16 protein-coding genes are annotated in these 15,359 nt (G+C 60.5%); 7 read left to right on the top strand and 9 right to left on the bottom strand.

All coding sequences use genetic code 11. The features are described from left to right. The first annotated feature begins 125 nt into the window (after positions 1-125). The 4 genes from ACX80E_RS14125 to ACX80E_RS14110 all read left to right on the top strand — a co-directional run bounded on the left by ACX80E_RS14125 (position 126) and on the right by ACX80E_RS14110 (position 3,301). Positions 126-1,409, top strand: a complete 1,284-nt coding sequence (locus ACX80E_RS14125; RefSeq protein WP_459302650.1) for a citrate synthase — start codon at positions 126-128, stop codon at positions 1,407-1,409. 152 nt (positions 1,410-1,561) lie between these two features. Continuing rightward, positions 1,562-1,747, top strand: coding sequence for a hypothetical protein (locus tag ACX80E_RS14120; RefSeq protein ID WP_459302649.1), 186 nt, complete (start codon positions 1,562-1,564; stop codon positions 1,745-1,747). A 58-nt stretch (positions 1,748-1,805) separates the two neighbouring features. Then, a complete protein-coding gene (locus ACX80E_RS14115; RefSeq protein WP_459302648.1) occupies positions 1,806-2,429 on the top strand; it encodes a TetR/AcrR family transcriptional regulator in 624 nt (207 codons plus the stop codon). Between the two features lie 296 nt (positions 2,430-2,725). Continuing rightward, a complete protein-coding gene (locus tag ACX80E_RS14110; RefSeq protein ID WP_459302647.1) occupies positions 2,726-3,301 on the top strand; it encodes a hypothetical protein in 576 nt (191 codons plus the stop codon). A gap of 10 nt (positions 3,302-3,311) precedes the next feature. On the opposite strand, the gene ACX80E_RS14105 is transcribed toward ACX80E_RS14110, so the two are convergent. Together ACX80E_RS14105 and dapD are read right to left on the bottom strand one after the other, a co-directional pair. Continuing rightward, positions 3,312-4,199, bottom strand: coding sequence for a hypothetical protein (locus ACX80E_RS14105; protein ID WP_459302646.1), 888 nt, complete (start codon positions 4,197-4,199; stop codon positions 3,312-3,314). Positions 4,200-4,247: 48 nt separating this feature from the next. Then, on the bottom strand, positions 4,248-5,237 hold the full coding sequence (gene dapD, locus ACX80E_RS14100) for a 2,3,4,5-tetrahydropyridine-2,6-dicarboxylate N-succinyltransferase (protein WP_459302645.1): 990 nt from the start codon (positions 5,235-5,237) through the stop codon (positions 4,248-4,250). Positions 5,238-5,441: 204 nt separating this feature from the next. Here dapD and ACX80E_RS14095 point away from each other — a divergent pair, with 204 nt between their 5' ends. Then, positions 5,442-6,590, top strand: coding sequence for a glycosyltransferase family 2 protein (locus tag ACX80E_RS14095; RefSeq protein ID WP_459302644.1), 1,149 nt, complete (start codon positions 5,442-5,444; stop codon positions 6,588-6,590). Positions 6,591-6,595: 5 nt separating this feature from the next. Then, positions 6,596-6,760, top strand: a complete 165-nt coding sequence (locus ACX80E_RS14090; RefSeq protein WP_459302643.1) for a hypothetical protein — start codon at positions 6,596-6,598, stop codon at positions 6,758-6,760. Positions 6,761-6,830: 70 nt separating this feature from the next. Here the strand turns inward: ACX80E_RS14090 and ACX80E_RS14085 are convergent, their stop codons facing one another. From ACX80E_RS14085 to ACX80E_RS14065, 5 genes are all read right to left on the bottom strand, one after another. Then, a complete protein-coding gene (locus tag ACX80E_RS14085; protein ID WP_459302642.1) occupies positions 6,831-7,952 on the bottom strand; it encodes a hypothetical protein in 1,122 nt (373 codons plus the stop codon). A gap of 469 nt (positions 7,953-8,421) precedes the next feature. Further along, positions 8,422-10,032 carry a molybdopterin-dependent oxidoreductase gene (locus ACX80E_RS14080; RefSeq protein WP_459302641.1) on the bottom strand — a complete coding sequence of 537 codons (1,611 nt, stop codon included), beginning with the start codon at positions 10,030-10,032 and terminating at the stop codon, positions 8,422-8,424. A 127-nt stretch (positions 10,033-10,159) separates the two neighbouring features. Then, on the bottom strand, positions 10,160-10,978 hold the full coding sequence (locus tag ACX80E_RS14075) for an anti-sigma factor (protein WP_459302640.1): 819 nt from the start codon (positions 10,976-10,978) through the stop codon (positions 10,160-10,162). Then, positions 10,978-11,559 carry an ECF RNA polymerase sigma factor SigK gene (sigK, locus tag ACX80E_RS14070; protein WP_459302639.1) on the bottom strand — a complete coding sequence of 194 codons (582 nt, stop codon included), beginning with the start codon at positions 11,557-11,559 and terminating at the stop codon, positions 10,978-10,980. Before sigK ends, ACX80E_RS14075 begins: the two co-directional genes overlap by 1 nt. 89 nt (positions 11,560-11,648) lie before the next feature. Continuing rightward, positions 11,649-12,323 (bottom strand): fasciclin domain-containing protein, encoded by a 675-nt coding sequence (locus tag ACX80E_RS14065; RefSeq protein ID WP_459302638.1) that lies wholly within the window; start codon positions 12,321-12,323, stop codon positions 11,649-11,651. A gap of 173 nt (positions 12,324-12,496) precedes the next feature. On the opposite strand from ACX80E_RS14065, the gene dapE reads away from it, so the two are divergent. After that, positions 12,497-13,663 carry a succinyl-diaminopimelate desuccinylase gene (dapE, locus tag ACX80E_RS14060; protein ID WP_459302636.1) on the top strand — a complete coding sequence of 389 codons (1,167 nt, stop codon included), beginning with the start codon at positions 12,497-12,499 and terminating at the stop codon, positions 13,661-13,663. 98 nt (positions 13,664-13,761) lie between these two features. On the opposite strand, the gene ACX80E_RS14055 is transcribed toward dapE, so the two are convergent. Then, complete coding sequence (locus tag ACX80E_RS14055; protein WP_459302635.1) at positions 13,762-14,604, bottom strand: amino acid ABC transporter permease; 843 nt, start codon at positions 14,602-14,604, stop codon at positions 13,762-13,764. Further along, complete coding sequence (locus ACX80E_RS14050; protein ID WP_459302634.1) at positions 14,601-15,251, bottom strand: amino acid ABC transporter permease; 651 nt, start codon at positions 15,249-15,251, stop codon at positions 14,601-14,603. The genes ACX80E_RS14055 and ACX80E_RS14050 overlap by 4 nt, the downstream gene beginning before the upstream one ends. Positions 15,252-15,359 lie beyond the last annotated feature (108 nt).

Below are 15,359 nucleotides of genomic sequence, written 5' to 3'. Positions count from 1 at the left end.
TACCGGACGCTTAATTTGCTGAGTTTCCTTAGGTCAATACCTCAACGGACGCAAATACTCCGTGGATAAGAAAACTTGCATTGAACTAACCAAAGCCTTGAAGGCTACCTCATGAAGGGGACTCCATGTCTGATTCCACGAGCGCTACCCTGCGCTACGACGGGGGAGAACTTGAACTTCCGCGACTCGACGCAGTAGAAGGCAACGCCGGGTACGACGTTTCCAAGCTCCTAAAGACAACCGGTGCGGTCACCTACGACCCCGGCTTTGTCAACACCGCAGCCACCTCCTCTGCCATCACCTACATTGACGGTGACAAGGGCATCCTGCGCTACCGCGGCTACCCCATCGAAGAACTGGCAGAGCACTCCAGCTTCCTGGAAGTCTCCTACCTGTTGATCTACGGGAACCTGCCCACCCCGGCAGAGCTGGACGCTTTTGACCAGCGCATCCGCCGCCACACCATGCTGCACGAGGACCTCAAGGGCTTCTTCGGCGGCTTCCCCCGCGACGCGCACCCCATGCCCGTGCTGTCCTCTGCCGTGTCTGCGTTGTCCACGTTCTACCAGGATTCCCTGGACCCGTTCGACGACGAGCAGGTTGAGATGGCTACCATCCGCCTGATGGCCAAGATGCCCGTCATCGCCGCCTACGCGTACAAGAAGTCCATTGGTCAGCCCATGCTGTACCCGGACAACTCCATGAACCTGGTGGAGAACTACCTGCGCCTGAGCTTTGGCTTGCCGGCCGAGCCGTACGAGCTGGACCCGGTAGTCGTCAAGGCCCTTGACCTGCTGCTGATCCTGCACGCGGATCACGAGCAGAACTGCTCCACCTCAACCGTCCGCCTGGTGGGTAGCGCAAACGCGAACATGTTCGCCTCCGTCTCTGCCGGCATCAACGCCCTCTTCGGCCCGCTGCACGGCGGCGCCAACGAGGCCGTGCTGAACATGCTCCGCGACATCCAAGCCAGCGGCGAGCCCGTTGAGAAGTTCGTTGAGCGGGTCAAGAACAAGGAAGCCGGCGTGAAGCTTATGGGCTTCGGGCACCGCGTCTACAAGAACTACGATCCGCGCGCCACGATTGTCAAGGCCACGGCCCACGAGATCCTGGAGAAGCTCGGCGGCAACGACGAACTCCTTGAAATCGCGATGCGCCTGGAAGAGGTTGCGCTGACCGATGAGTACTTCATCTCCCGCAAGCTCTACCCGAACGTGGACTTCTACACAGGCCTGATCTACAAGGCCATGGGCTTCCCGGAGAAGATGTTCACCGTCTTGTTCGCCATTGGCCGCCTGCCGGGCTGGATTGCCCAGTGGCGCGAAATGATGAAGGACCCGCAGACAAAGATTGGCCGCCCGCGCCAGCTGTACACAGGCGAGCCGGAGCGCATGTACCCCTCGCGTTAATCCCCAGCTCCTCCCACCCCTCGCAGGCTCGGGGCGGGGCCCTCGGAGCTGTGGGCCCAATAAAGCTCGACGGCGGCGGGAGACTTTCCCTTGGGGGAGTCGCCCGCCGCTTTTCTTTTGCGTAATCCGGGACGAAAGTAAAAAATATGAAAATGTCGACACTGTTGCTGCACACCTTCTCCATGGCCTTCCCCATTGTGGTGGTGGTGCTGGGGATCATGGTGCTGGTTGGCAAAACAGTCTTCCTGCCGTTCTTCATTGGCTCACTGGTCATCATGCTGGTGCTGCTGGTTCTGCTGTACCTGGACAAGAAGAAGGATGCGGCAGCCGGCAAATAACGGCACTGTCGTGTCCCGGCATTGAGCATTTGTGAAACATCTGTGCTAAAAAAGATGTGTGCCCAAAATTGTTGATGCAGACCACCGCCGTGAACTCGTAGCCGACGCCGTATTCCATGTCATTGCCGAGCGAGGGCTGACACAAGCTTCGCTACGTAATGTGGCCCAGACGGCAGGTCTGGCACTGGGCTCGGTGCGGCACTATTTTGATGATCAGGCCGAATTGATGGAGTTTGCTTTTCGAGTGAACTCCGAACGCATTCATTTGCGGGCGCTGGAGAAGTTGGAAGCGCTGGAAGCGGATGAGCTGCCCGAACAGGTGGACGCCCTGGTGGAGCAATGCTGCGGCGTCCTTGCCGAGCTCCTGCCTCTGGATGAGCTCAGCCGTGCGGACGCCGTGGTGCGTATGGAGTTCATGCTGGACGCCCGCACCAACGCAGTTCTTTCTGATGCCGCCCAGGACGACTACCGTGCCACCGGGGCAGTGGTGGGCCGCGTGGTGTTGCAGCTGATGGACAGCCCGTTGATGTCCAAGGTCCTGGTACCGGTCGACGAGGCTGAACGGCTCATAGCCATCCTCGACGGCTTGAGCTTGCGTCTGGTTCTGCAACCGGCATGGTCGGCCCCTGAGCAGGGTCTGGCAACTCTGCGCCGGCACCTGCAAGACCTCCTCGCCGCCTAGCCCGCCAAACCCATCAACGCTATCGCAGCAATGGTGCATTTTTCGACGTCCCTCTCGCAGCAATGGCGCATTTTTGGCGGAAGCCGCAAGTCGCAGTTTCCTGGCAGAGGCCGCCGTCGGGTGCGATAGCGATCCATATTTTCCAGCCATTGCTGCGATAGCGTCAGAGGGAGAGATTGGCAGTGCCTAGTACCGTGCGTCGGAGTAATCTTGATGTAGGGATTGCTGCACCATAGTCGCGGCGGCTGGAGGCAAGAATTATGCATCACACAGGTGGCCCGGGTTGGCGGATCACAATGGACACTTGCAGTCCAATGCTCACGGCCCTCTACCTTCGGGATGTGGCCGGCCTGGATGGTGCTGGCACTCCCGCTCTCTCACCGGTGGCGCCCTCCGTTCGAGCAGCGGACCACTCTATGCTGACCTCCTCCGTGGGAGGCGCCGAGGCCCTGCGGGACCAGTGGGAAGTCTGGTGGAACAGGATCCTGCAGAACTTCCCCGACAATCAACAAAAACTGACGCCACCGGACTTTCCCGAGTTGGCCGGCATGCCTGCCCTGCAAAGGGTGGCACACGCCCACTATGGGGCTGCTGTCACGTGGTCAAGGGAACAAGCTCAGTTGTATGCCCTGATGGCTGCCCAGCGTGAGACGTTGGGCGGGCACAAAATTCTGGCTGATTTGGTGGAAAACCGTGAACTGGAACTGGGCCGCCGGGCACGGGAGTTTACCCTGAGCATTGTGGAAGTTCCCTTGGCGGAACAGCGAGCCTGGTTCATAGAACCAGACCGCCTGATCATGAGTTCCCATCTCCTTGATGACCCGCAGGTGTTTTGCAGCTATGTGCAACCAGTAGTGGAACTACTGGTTTAGGGGCTAGCTTCTACTTGGCCACGGGCGGGGCAGCCATGACCACGACTAGCTGCCCGGGAACTGCAGTACCAGCAGCTTGCCAACCTACATTGTGCTCGCCCTCATTTGCCGTGCGATCCCACATTTTCCCGGCATAGCTGATACTTGAAATGCCGAATTGTTCGGCGTTTGCCAGCAGCCAGTGGGCCTTGATCCAGCCAGCCCCCTCAGCAACGTCGAAACGCACACTGACGCTGTCCTCAGCGGCGGTGGAACTAGATGGCACAGTGCCAAAGAGCGGGGCCATGGCAGCCGTCATCGCTTCGGGGGTGCTGGTGGCGGTGACAGGTGGCAGTGTGCAATTCAGGCCCTGAGGTGTTTGCCCCGTCAGTGCAGAGGCGAAAGCCCGCGACAGGCTCTCATGCTGGGCATAAGCCTCGGGGTAGCCCGAGCGCTGCACAATCTGGGCGGCGTCGTTAATGGGCATGTCAAGATAGCCGGGTACCTTCGCCAAGACATCATAAAAGGCGTTGGCGGAGTACAGGGGATCCATGATTTGCTCCACGGTGCCCCAATCCTGGGACGGGCGTTGCTGGAACAATCCCACGGAATCCAAATCACCGTAGTCAATGTTGCGCAGCTTGGATTCCTGCAACGCGGTGGCCAGTGCAATCGATGCGGCCCGCGCGGGCATCCCACGCTGTAGGGCCACTGCGGAGATGAGGGCCGCGTTCTGGCTTTGATCCAAGGCCAGAGGGTGGCTTGTTTCCCCCACAGTGGCCGTGCAGCCCAGCGATAGGCCCGGCGCGAAGGCATCCTTGAAGGCGTTGTTCAGCCACACGCCACCACCAATCAGGAGACCTGCGCCGAGCGCAGCAACGCTCAACCACGCAATAAGGCGCCGACTGCTTCGGCTCATGGTTGTCCGCTCAGTGCTTGAGTGGACCCGCCAGTAGCGGGATCAAAGTTAGTTGGCATGCAGGATCTCGTTGAGGGCAACGGTGGTGCCCTTGCGGGGCAGCGCCTCAACACCACCGGTGGTGGAGTTGCGCCGGAACAACAGATTGGCCACGCCGGAGAGGGCGCTGGCCTTGACTACAACGGCTGTGTCTTCGCCGTCGGCGTCCTTGGGGCCTAGGACGCGCACCCGGGTGCCGGCAGTGACGTAGAGCCCTGCCTCCACCACGGAGTCGTCTCCAATGCTGATGCCGACGCCGGAATTGGCGCCGAGCAGGACGCGTTCACCCAAGGTGATGCGCTCCCTTCCACCGCCGGAAAGGGTGCCCATGATGGAGGCGCCGCCACCAACATCTGTGCCGTCGCCCACCACGACGCCCGCTGAGATGCGGCCTTCCACCATGGAGGTGCCGAGCGTGCCGGCGTTGAAGTTCACAAAGCCTTCGTGCATGACTGTGGTGCCCTCGGCCAGGTGGGCGCCCAGGCGAACCCTGTCGGCGTCGGCAACACGCACGCCGGCGGGGATCACGTAGTCCACCATGCGCGGGAACTTGTCCACGGAATAGACGGTCACCGGACCGCGGCGGCGCAGTTTGGCCCGGGTGAGTTCAAAGCCCTCCACGGCGGCCGGGCCAAAGTTGGTCCACACAACATTGGCGAGCCGGCCAAAGACGCCGTCCAAATTGATGCTATTCGGTGCCACCAAACGGTGTGAGAGCAGGTGCAAGCGCAGGTAGGCGTCCACGGCGTCGGCCGGTTCTGCGTCCAGGTTGATCTGAGCGAAAACTACGCGCTGAACAACGCCACGGTCGGTGTCCTCGCCTGCCGCTGCCAATGCTGTGAGTTCGGCACTGGCCTCAGGGGCGTTGCCGAGGGCGTCGGTGGCTGTCCCCAACTCCGGGGTGGGGAACCACACATCAAGCACGGCGCCTGTGTTGGTGATGGTGGCGAGGCCGAAGCCGTGGGCGGAACGTTCTGTCGCTGCAACTGTGAGGGTCATGGTCCCAGTTTATCGGCACGCGGTGGAGTCGGTGACAGCCGGCGCTCCAACCTGTCAACAAACCATTGGAGCGGGCACTAAGGATCTTCTTGAGTCAATCTTGTTTCAGTCTTGACCCTTTCCTGACGGTTTCTTATCCATTGGCTGAGTTGTCACTGCCATAGTGGGAAAACGGCAGGGAACACGACCAGAGGGAGGAATCCGATGCACAGCGAACACACGATTGGCGCAGGGATTCTTCCGACGGTTTCGGCGGATACTGGTGCGGTATCCGCCCGGGGTTCCCACAGGGCCCGTGGCGGGGTGGTGACTGTTCTAGTCCCCGCGCACAATGAAGCCGATGCAATCATAGAGACGCTCGATTCGCTCAGCCAGCAAACGCGCCGGCCTGACCGTGTGATAGTCATTGCAGATAACTGCACGGATGCCACTCAGCAGCTTGCCGTGTCCCACGGTGCGGAAGTGATCCGTACCGTTGGAAATACGGATAAAAAGGCCGGCGCGTCGAACTTCGCACTCAGCAGCCTCCTTGCGGGCGCAGACCCGGACGACCTCATCCTGGTGCAGGACGCCGACTCACAGTTATCGGCAGACTTTATTGAGAACGCAGTACGCCATTTGAGTGCAGACAACATGCTGGGCGCGGTGGGCGGGGTGTTTCGTGGCGGTCCCGGAGGCGGCTTTGTTGGTCACCTGCAACGCAATGAGTACGCCCGGTACGCCAGGGATGTGAAACGGCTCCACGGGAAATGCCTGGTGGTGACGGGAACGGCAGCACTGTTCCGGGTGCAAACACTCAGGGGCGTATCAACGGCCAGATTGAACGGTTTGCTGCCGGCAGGCAACGGCCACGGCGGGGTTTATGACACCTCTGTCCTGACGGAAGACAACGAACTATCATTCGCGTTGTTAACCCTGGGTTACAGCATTGCCTCACCAGCCGACTGCACCTTGGTCACGGAAGTAATGCCCACCTGGCGCGAGCTGTGGGCCCAACGGCTCCGGTGGAAGAGGGGCGCAGTGGAGAACTGTGTGCAGTACGGCTGGACCAAGGTCACCCGCCCCTACTGGGGGCGGCAGGTCCTTTCGATGGTCGGAGTGCTCGTCACTATCGCGTACTTCTCCTCGATCGCGGCTGCCCTGGGCTCAGGTCAGGGCCTGCACATACATGCCTTCTGGGCGGCTGTGACAGGTGTCTTCGTGCTCGAACGCGTCGTGACCTTGCGGCTGAGGGGATGGAAGTACATGCTACTGGCGGCCACCATGTACGAGACGGTCATTGATCTGTTCCTGCAGCTGGTTCACGCCAAGGCATACGCGGATGCAGTTTTTAACAAGAAGAAAGTTTGGTAAACATTATGTACAACAACCCAATAGTCCCCATGGCCGCAGGAGCAGGATCGGCAAGTCTCGCCCTGACCGGGGCGGGCCAGCTGTTCTGGTACGCCCTGGCGGCCTTTGCGATGCTGGCACTCGGCATGGCTGTCAAGCGCATTGTCCCTGTGCGGGCGCGCAAAGCGTAGCGAAAGGCCTCTCGCCTCATGTTGCCGGGAGTTGTGGACGTTCCCTCACAACTCCCGGCAACATTCCTTGCTACTTGATGGGTGCGGTAGGCGCCGAGGTCCTGGACACCGTGGTGTAACCGGATTTGGAACCGGTGACGCGCACCGTCATGGTCTTGGCGGCGTCGGCCTTGGCCAGTTTGTAGGTTTTGCCCGTTGCCCCCGAGATGGCTGTTCCCGCGCGGTACCACTGGTACTGCAGGGTTGCGCCCGTGGTCCAGGTGCCGGGGTTGGCTGTCAGGGTGCTCCCCGTCCACAACGTCCCGCTGATGGTCGGCGTCGGGGCAGTGAGCGTCAATGGGGTGCTGGCTGGCGGGGTGAAGCTGAAGTCACGGATGGTGACCGTTTCGGGGGCCACATGCGCGGGGTCGCCACCGCCGCCACCGGTTACCCAGAGGTTGAAATGGATGGCTTCCTTGGCCGGCACGGGAACTGTGGAGCCCTCCATCACTGTCCTCTTGAGCAATGTCCCAGAGTAGCCCTCACCGGCATAGGTTTCAAAGGTCAGCTTGCCCGGTTCCCAGACCATCTTGTGCGTCAGGATGAGATTGTTCGTTACGTCAAAGGTGATGGTGCTGTTTCCCTCCCCTGGTGGCTTGCCGGCGTCGAACCAGTAGCCATGCCCCTGGGTGACGGGCCAGGATTCGCCATAACTGGCTCCGCCGCCCCAAGCGGAGGCTTCGCACACATCGATCTCATTGAAACCCGGTGACGCCGCCGGGTCGTAGGTGAACAGGCAGCCCCAGACCACTTCTTTCTGGAGCGCACTGACGTCTTTTTCCACTGTGGTGCTGTACGTTCCGTAGCCGAACCCTTCCCGCGTCGACTGGAACTCGGCACCGGCCGGTGCCGAGCCGCTCGGGTTGGACAGCGTCAAGGTGACATGGCCGTTCGCATCGGGGTTGCTGACGTTCGCCGGATCATAACTTTGGTTGTATTGCGGGGCTCCGCCCCAGAAGCGTTTCTGCCAGTTGAAGCCCTTCCACGCAAAACTTCCCACCGGGCCGGGATTCTCCGCCATGGGAGTCGTGTCAGCGGCGTGCGAGGGAACCGCCCCCACCATCATGCACAGGCTGACCGCCACAAAAAGGGCCAGATGATTTAACTTCTTGGAAAAATGCCCCACCTTGGTGGGCTTCGATTTGCTCCTCATGTGAAGAAGCGCAATTGCCGTCCGTGACATAGCCGAGACCTCCGCTGTTCTGTACCCCGGTGACCACCCTGGTCCCGTGGTTGGCAAGACGAACTGGTCCGGCTTGCCTGCCAAGCTGGGCGCTTGCCCAGTCCCTTCGCCGCACGCCCCACCCAAAGCATGCAACTCATTGATTATGGAACATGTCACTCAATTTTGGGGAGAAACACGTTGCTAACTTGTTAAAGCAGCATGGCCAATCGCGGCAGCTAGAGTCCACGGCAAGCCCGGCAGAGCGGGAAACAGGCACGCGATGGTCGAATCCGGGGGTAGAACACCCGGATGTGCAAACAAGAAAGTGGAAGCACGCTCCGGGGCAAATAACTACCCGGCCAGTGCCTCCACCTCAGTTGTGTGCATGAATCAGTGCTCGATCCCCTCGGTCAACCCGAGAAGCCCGCCACGACACATGAAATTGTTCAGCGCGTTCCTAGGTGACATTGAAGGTGATGGTATGCCATCCCGTGGAACCGTCCGGTTCCGGGGGAGCTTGCTCTTCAATCTGCAATTCGCCGGTGGTGTCATAGGCACGGACCCGTACCTTGTGGGTGCCAGCAGGGGCGTTGTCCCAGATGTACGACCACTGGCGCCAAGTGTCCACCGAGGCCTCGTCCGCCAGCTGCGCGCCTTGCCAAGCGCCGTCGTCGAGCTGGATCTCTACTTTGGAGATGCCCTTGGTCTGGGCCCAGGCGCTGCCGCCAATGGATACCTTCCCGGCGGGCACCCTGCCCAAAGCGCGCGGCACCTCGACGCGTGAGGAAGTCTTGATGGGACCGTGCGAGGACCAGCCGCGGGATGTCCAGTAGCCGGCCTTTTCAGCGAAGGTGGTGACTTCCAAATCCACAACCCATTTGGTGGCCGAAACAAAACCGTACAGCCCGGGGACAACCATGCGCACTGGGAAACCGTGGTCCAACGGCAACGGATCACCATTCATGCCCACTGCCAGCATGGCGTCGCGGTCATCTTGCAACACGGGTAGTGGAGTGGATGCGCTGAACCCGTCAATGCTAGTGGATAGCACCATGTCGGCGCCGTCCTTGGGCTTGGCCCGAGCAAGAACTTCACGCATGGGGAAGCCGAGCCATTTAGCATTGCCGGCCAGGTTGCCACCCACAACGTTGGAGACGCACGTCAACGTCACGTAGCTTTCAATGAGTTCAGAGGCCAGGAGCTCGTCAAAGTCGATGGTGAATTCTTCCTCCACCATTCCGTGGACGCGCAGCTTCCAGGAGGAGGGGTCAATCTCGGGCACTATCAATGCTGTGTCGATCCGGTAAAAGTCTGCATTGGGGGTGACAAACGGCGTGACTCCCTCAACAGGAGACTGAACCCCGGCCGGCAACGTGGCCGCCTTGGTCTTGGGGGCGGGGAGTTTCAAGGCCTCGCGGACTTTATCGACCGCGTTGCGTGTGGTGGAAAGGACTGCTCCACCAATACCCACCACGACCGCGAAGGAAGCCAGCGCCGCTGAGCGAAGGATAAAGGAGCGTCTGCTGGGGCCAGATGCGGGTTCCTGCTGCACCGCTGCTGCAGGGCTTGTGCTCACTGGTGTGTCAGCCGGGTGCGTTTTGGTTGCGGCGTTGTTTGCTGGGCTCAGGTACCTCAGCGCCCAAAGGCCTGCTGCAGTTCCCAGCAGGAGCGGGACCAGATCAAAAATGCCGGCCCCAGCGCGGGTGATGATACATAGGGCCATGACCAATGCAAAGCCAAGCACCATGGCAGAGCCTGCCTTGAGGCTCCTGCGGGCCACAACACCCGCCACTGCCGCCAAGAGTGCGGCAGCAACAGTCATAGAAATGAGCAGGACCATTTTGTCATTGGTGCCAAAAGTGGCGATGGCGAAGTTCTTCAACCATCCGGGGGTGAAGTCAATGAAGGTTGATCCCACAGACGTTAGCGGTGATGCCACAGGTCCAAAGAATACCGAGATGAGTTGGGCTACCGCAAAGAGGATGCCGGCGGAAATGACTCCCGCGACTGCGCCGGACAGAAGTGCCCGCCAGTGGAATTTCCTTGTCACCGTGCTCTGCTTGCCCATATCAGGATCCTTAGAACGCTTGCTTGGCCTACCGTAGGTTTACTCCGGTAGAAGTACTTGGTGGTACTTCGGAGCCGCGCCCTTGCCGGATTGCCCGACAAGGAGATTCTTGGCAAAACTTGACCGCTTAAATGGCTTGCACCACTAGGGGTGTTGTGGTGGGGGCAGGCGAACCGCCAGCTGGCTCCACAGTGATTCCCACATGGGTTGCGCCGCCCACTGGTCCGTTGAGCACCTGCATGCCAGGGACTGCCGGGTCAGCGCTGTCCATGAGACCTGCCGGAACTGCACCGGCTGCTGAGATAAACCACAGCTCATACGTCTTGTCTGCCGGAAGTTCCGGAAGGCCGTTGACCATGACTGCGGCCCTATTGGCTTTGCCCGATGACGCTACAGTGACGGATCCGCCGTCGGAAAGTGCTGTTGTGGCTATTTTGGCATCGGGGGAACCAACAATACTGAGCATGGCCTCCTGCTGGGCCGCGACAGCTTTCTGCTGTTCCTGCATTGCCACGAGCTGTTCTTCCATGTCCTGTTGCGTCGCGTTTTGGCCTGCAACCCATCCGCCCACGCCCACACCAGCAAAGATCGCCAAGGCTGCTGCCGCGCTCAGGGTTGGGAGCCAGGGGTTTCGCTTGCCCTTGTTGATCTGTGACGTGGCCCTCTGGGAGGGGTGGCGCTTGGCCGATGAAATATCGCGCATCACCGAGCTGGCGGGCAGCTGGCGGGTGTTGCGAATGGCAGCCATGACATCTGCCTTCAACGCAGGCGGAGGGGTCTCGGAGGCTGTGCCGTAGGCAAGAAGGGCAGCTGTCTCACTGAGGCTGCGTACTTCTGCCAGGGTTTCAGCGTCCGTCAGTGCGTAGCGCTCAAACTCGTTGCGTTCGCTGCTCTCCAGGGCGTTCAAGGCGTAGGAGCCGGTGAGTAAATGCAATTGCTTTTCCATCACGCTACTCCTAACCTGTCCCTGAGCCTGATCATGCCGTCACGAATTCTTGTCTTAACAGTACCGACTGGAATCTTGAGTAGTTCGGCAACTTCTTGGTGTGTGTACCCACCGTAGTAGGCCAAGCTGATGGCTTCCTGTTGGGGTTGTGTCAGTGATGCCAAAGCAATCTTGACGCGTTCGGATTCCATCCGGGTCTCGACGGTGTCGGCGACGTCGTCGTAACTCTCCTGGTATTCCTTGATGCCTTGGCGAAGATCCCTGTCGGAACTTGCCTGGCTGGCCCGAACCTTGTCAACGGCTTTTCGGTGCGCGATGACCAAAATCCAGGACATTGCCTTGCCTCGGTCCGCGTCAAAGCGTGACGCCTGGGACCAAATGTCGATGAAAACTTCTTGTGTCACTTCCTGGCTTTGTGCCGGGTCGCGAACCACACGGCGCACCAAGCCAAATACGCGAGGTGCAACGGCGTCGTACAGTTCCTCGAAGGCCGCCTCGTCGCCCAAGGCGACGAGGCGGATCAGGTCCTCATGGGTTGGTGGTGCCAGGGGCTCCACGGACCGCAACCAAGGTAAACGCATGGTGTCTACCTTGCCATGGTCCGTCCCCATGAGCCCATTCCCTTCGACGTGTGTTGCAATTTGTTGATGCGTTCGATAGATCGCGGCAGTTACTTCTTTGCCGGGGGCATCAGGACCGTGTCGATCAGGTAAACAGTGGCATTGGCAGTCTTGACGCCGCCGCAGATGACCTTGGCGCCGTTGACCATCAAGTTGTCGCCGCTGCCGGTGACTTCCAGGTTGCCACCCTCAGCCGTTGCATGCTCGCCGGCAACCTTGCTCGGTGCCAACTGGCCGGGGACCACATGGTAGGTCAGGATGGAGGTCAACGTCTTGGCATCGGTCTTCAACCCGTCAATGGTTGCCGCCGGGATCTTGGCGAAGGCATCATCGACAGGTGCGAAGACCGTGAACTCGCCCGAGTTCAGTGTGTCCACCAGATTGACGTCCTTGTTCAGCTTGCCCGAGACGGAGGCCGTCAGGGTCTTCAGCAGCGGGTTGTTCGATGCTGCTGTGGCAACCGGGTCAGCTGCCATGCCTGCCACTGAGCCCGCACCGCTGGGAACGGCTGCTGCGTATGCGGCACAACCTGAGCCAACCAATTCGCCACCCATTGCTTCGGTGGTGGCCATGGGGGCTTCACTGGTGGCCATGGGCGCATCCGAGGTGGCGCTGGGGGTGGTGGTTCCGCCGCTGCAGGAAGTGATTCCCAATGCGGTGATGGCCAGAAGGCCCAGACCAAGGCTGAGGCTCTTACGGTTTGCAAACTTCAAGGTGGTGTTCATGATGATTCTCCGTAGTGTGAAAGCGGAAGTACTCCGATTTGCTTCCCATGCCATTGCCCTGATCCTGCTGGGCGGTGTGGGCTGTCAGAAAGTACTTCGGAGCCGTGGTTGGATCGGATTGGAATGAGGGCAGGAATTGTTATTGAAGGTTTTGGCGCCGGTAAACTGGGGCCATGACTAACTCCAGCGCCCCAACAACAGAGGGCACCACTGCGGCTGCCGAGCCCGACGCCCCGGGGGAGGGGAACGCCGTCGCACAAGTTCTGTACGCTCTGGACCTGCACGCGGACGTTGCAGCACTGACAGCTGCGCTGATGGACATTGAAAGCGTGTCAGGCAACGAGCAGGCGCTCGCCGACGCGGTGGAAGCGGCACTGGCACCGCTGCCGCATCTGCAGGTGACCCGCAACGGTGATTCCATTGTGGCGCGGACCTCGCTGGGCAGGGCTGAGCGGGTGATCCTGGCAGGACACTTGGACACCGTTCCGTTGCCCACCACGCCGGGGTCGCGCGGGACCGTACCGAGCGCGTGGGACGGTGAGGTGCTGTACGGTCGCGGCGCAACCGATATGAAGGGTGGTGTGGCTGTGCAGCTGGCCTTGGCTGCCACCTTGACGGAGCCCACGAAGGACATCACCTTCATCTTCTACGACCATGAGGAAGTTGCCGCCGTCAAGAGCGGGCTGGGACGTCTGGTTCGGGAGAACAGAGAATTGCTGGACGCTGACTTTGGCATCCTGCTGGAGCCCACCAATGGGACGGTGGAGGGCGGCTGCAACGGCACCATCCGCTTTGAGGTCACCACGGCAGGACTTGCCGCGCATTCGGCCAGGGCCTGGATGGGGGAGAACGCCATCCATGCCGCGGCCCCCATTGTGGTCCGGCTGGCCGCCTACGAACCTGCCACCGTCACCGTGGACGGACTCAACTACCGGGAGTCGCTGAACGCCGTCAAGATTCACGGCGGTACCGCTGGCAACGTGATTCCAGACAAGTGCGTGGTGGAGATCAACTACAGATTTGCCCCCGACAAGACGCCAGCCCAGGCTGAGGCGCATGTGCGTGAGCTCTTGAGCGGGTTCGAGCTGGTGTGCACCGATTCCTCCGCCGGAGCCCGGCCGGGACTCAACGCACCCGCCGCCGCGAGTTTTGTTGCGGCGGTGGGCCGTGCCCCCTTGCCCAAGTACGGGTGGACAGATGTGGCGCGGTTGAGCGAAATGGGCATTCCGGCCGTCAACTTTGGTCCGGGCGATGCCCTGCTGGCCCACAGCGACAACGAGCACGTCCATGCGGATGATATCCGTGAGTGCCTGGCCGCCCTGCGACGCTGGCTCAGCTAGCCCTCCGCAACGCAACTAGCCCGCAGAAAACGACGAAATTCGCTCAATTTGAGCGGATTTTCGCCGTTTTCTGCGGGCCAGTTGTTGGTGAAGGGCAATCAGCCGGCCATGCCAACCTTGGCCTTGATCACCTTGACGCGGGAAGACATCTTGCTTTCGGTGAACTTGGCAATACCTGAAAGGATCAAGCACAAGCCCACGTAAACCACTGCTGCGACCATGAGCGCAGGAACCACCGGCGAACCGTATTGGCCCTGGGAGCCGAGGAAGTTCGCGTAGTACAAGATCTCGTTGTAGGTGATGAGGAAGCCAAGCGCGGTGTCCTTCATGATGACAACCAGCTGGGCAATGATCACCGGCAACATGGCCCGGACTGCCTGCGGGAGCAAAATGCTGCGCAGCACCTGGCCCTTGGTCAGGCCCACAGCCAAACCGGCCTCGCTCTGTCCCTTGGGCAGCGACTCAATGCCGGCACGGAACACCTCGGCCAGCACCGATCCGTTGTAGAGGATCAAACCCACCACGACGGCGATGAAGGGTGTGATTCCCTTGACCCCCACTGAGGGAAGACCGTAGTACATGATCATCATCAGGATCAGCAGTGGCACAGCCCGGAACAGTTCAGTGAACCAGTAGCACGGCACCCGGACCAACTTGGTGTCCGCCAGACGGCCAAAGGCGAGCAGGATGCCCAAAATGAGGCTTCCGACGGCGCCCACGGCAAAGGCACTCAGGGTCGCCCCGACGGCCTGGAGGAATTTCTCCTGAACGAGGGGGAAGGTGAAGATCTCCCATTTCTTGGCCGTGAACTGGCCGGATTCGTAGAACCTGAACAAAATGAAGCCAATGACGCCAACCACCACAAGGATGGTGGCAATGTTCAGGTAAACGTTGCGTGCCCGGGCTTTGGGGCCGGGAAGGTCGAAAAGTACTGAGCTCATCGCGCAATCCTCCACTTCTTCTCGAGGTAGCGTTGCAGCGGTGTCAGAATGCCTAGCACCAGCACCACAAAGATCAAGGCCACCCAGAGCAGCCCCGGGAGCAGCGCCTCGCCACGTTCGCTGAGGTTGGCGCGGATGGCGCCCGCCTCAGCCACGGAGAAGCCAGCAGCAACAGTGGTGTTCTTGAGCAAGGCGATGAACACGCTGAACAGTGGCGGAACCACCGAACGGAAGGCCTGCGGCAGCACAATCAATGTCAGTGTCTGCATAAACGGCAGTCCAATGGCGCGAGCGGCCTCGGACTGACCGATGGAAACGGTGTTGATGCCGGATCTGATGGCCTCGGAAACATATGTTGCCGTATACAGGGAAAGCCCGATGATGGCGGCAGTCATGAAATCGATGTACGGCAGCCCCAGCCTGGGATACCCCAAGGCGAAGAATGCCAGAATCAGGGTCAACGGGGTGTTGCGGACGGCGTTGACGTACAAGGTGCCGGTGGCACGCATCGCCGGTGCCGGGGAGACGCGCATCCCGGCAACAATGGTGCCCAGAATGAGGGCGAAGAACGCCGAGATCACAAACAAGATCCCGGTGTTCTTGAAACCTGTGAGGAACAGGTCGCTGTTATCAGTAATTACATTCACAGGCCAGTGTCGCTTTCAGTGAATTAGAGAGGACGAAGTGGTGGTGGGGGGGGGGGGGGGGGGGGGGGGGGGCAACACCAGAAACAGGGGGGGGGGGGGGGAGGGTGG

The sequence above is a fragment of the Arthrobacter sp. TMN-49 genome (assembly GCF_054511095.1).
The sequence above is the reverse complement of the archived record's forward strand: the minus strand, read 5'-3'. Positions and strand labels throughout refer to the sequence as shown.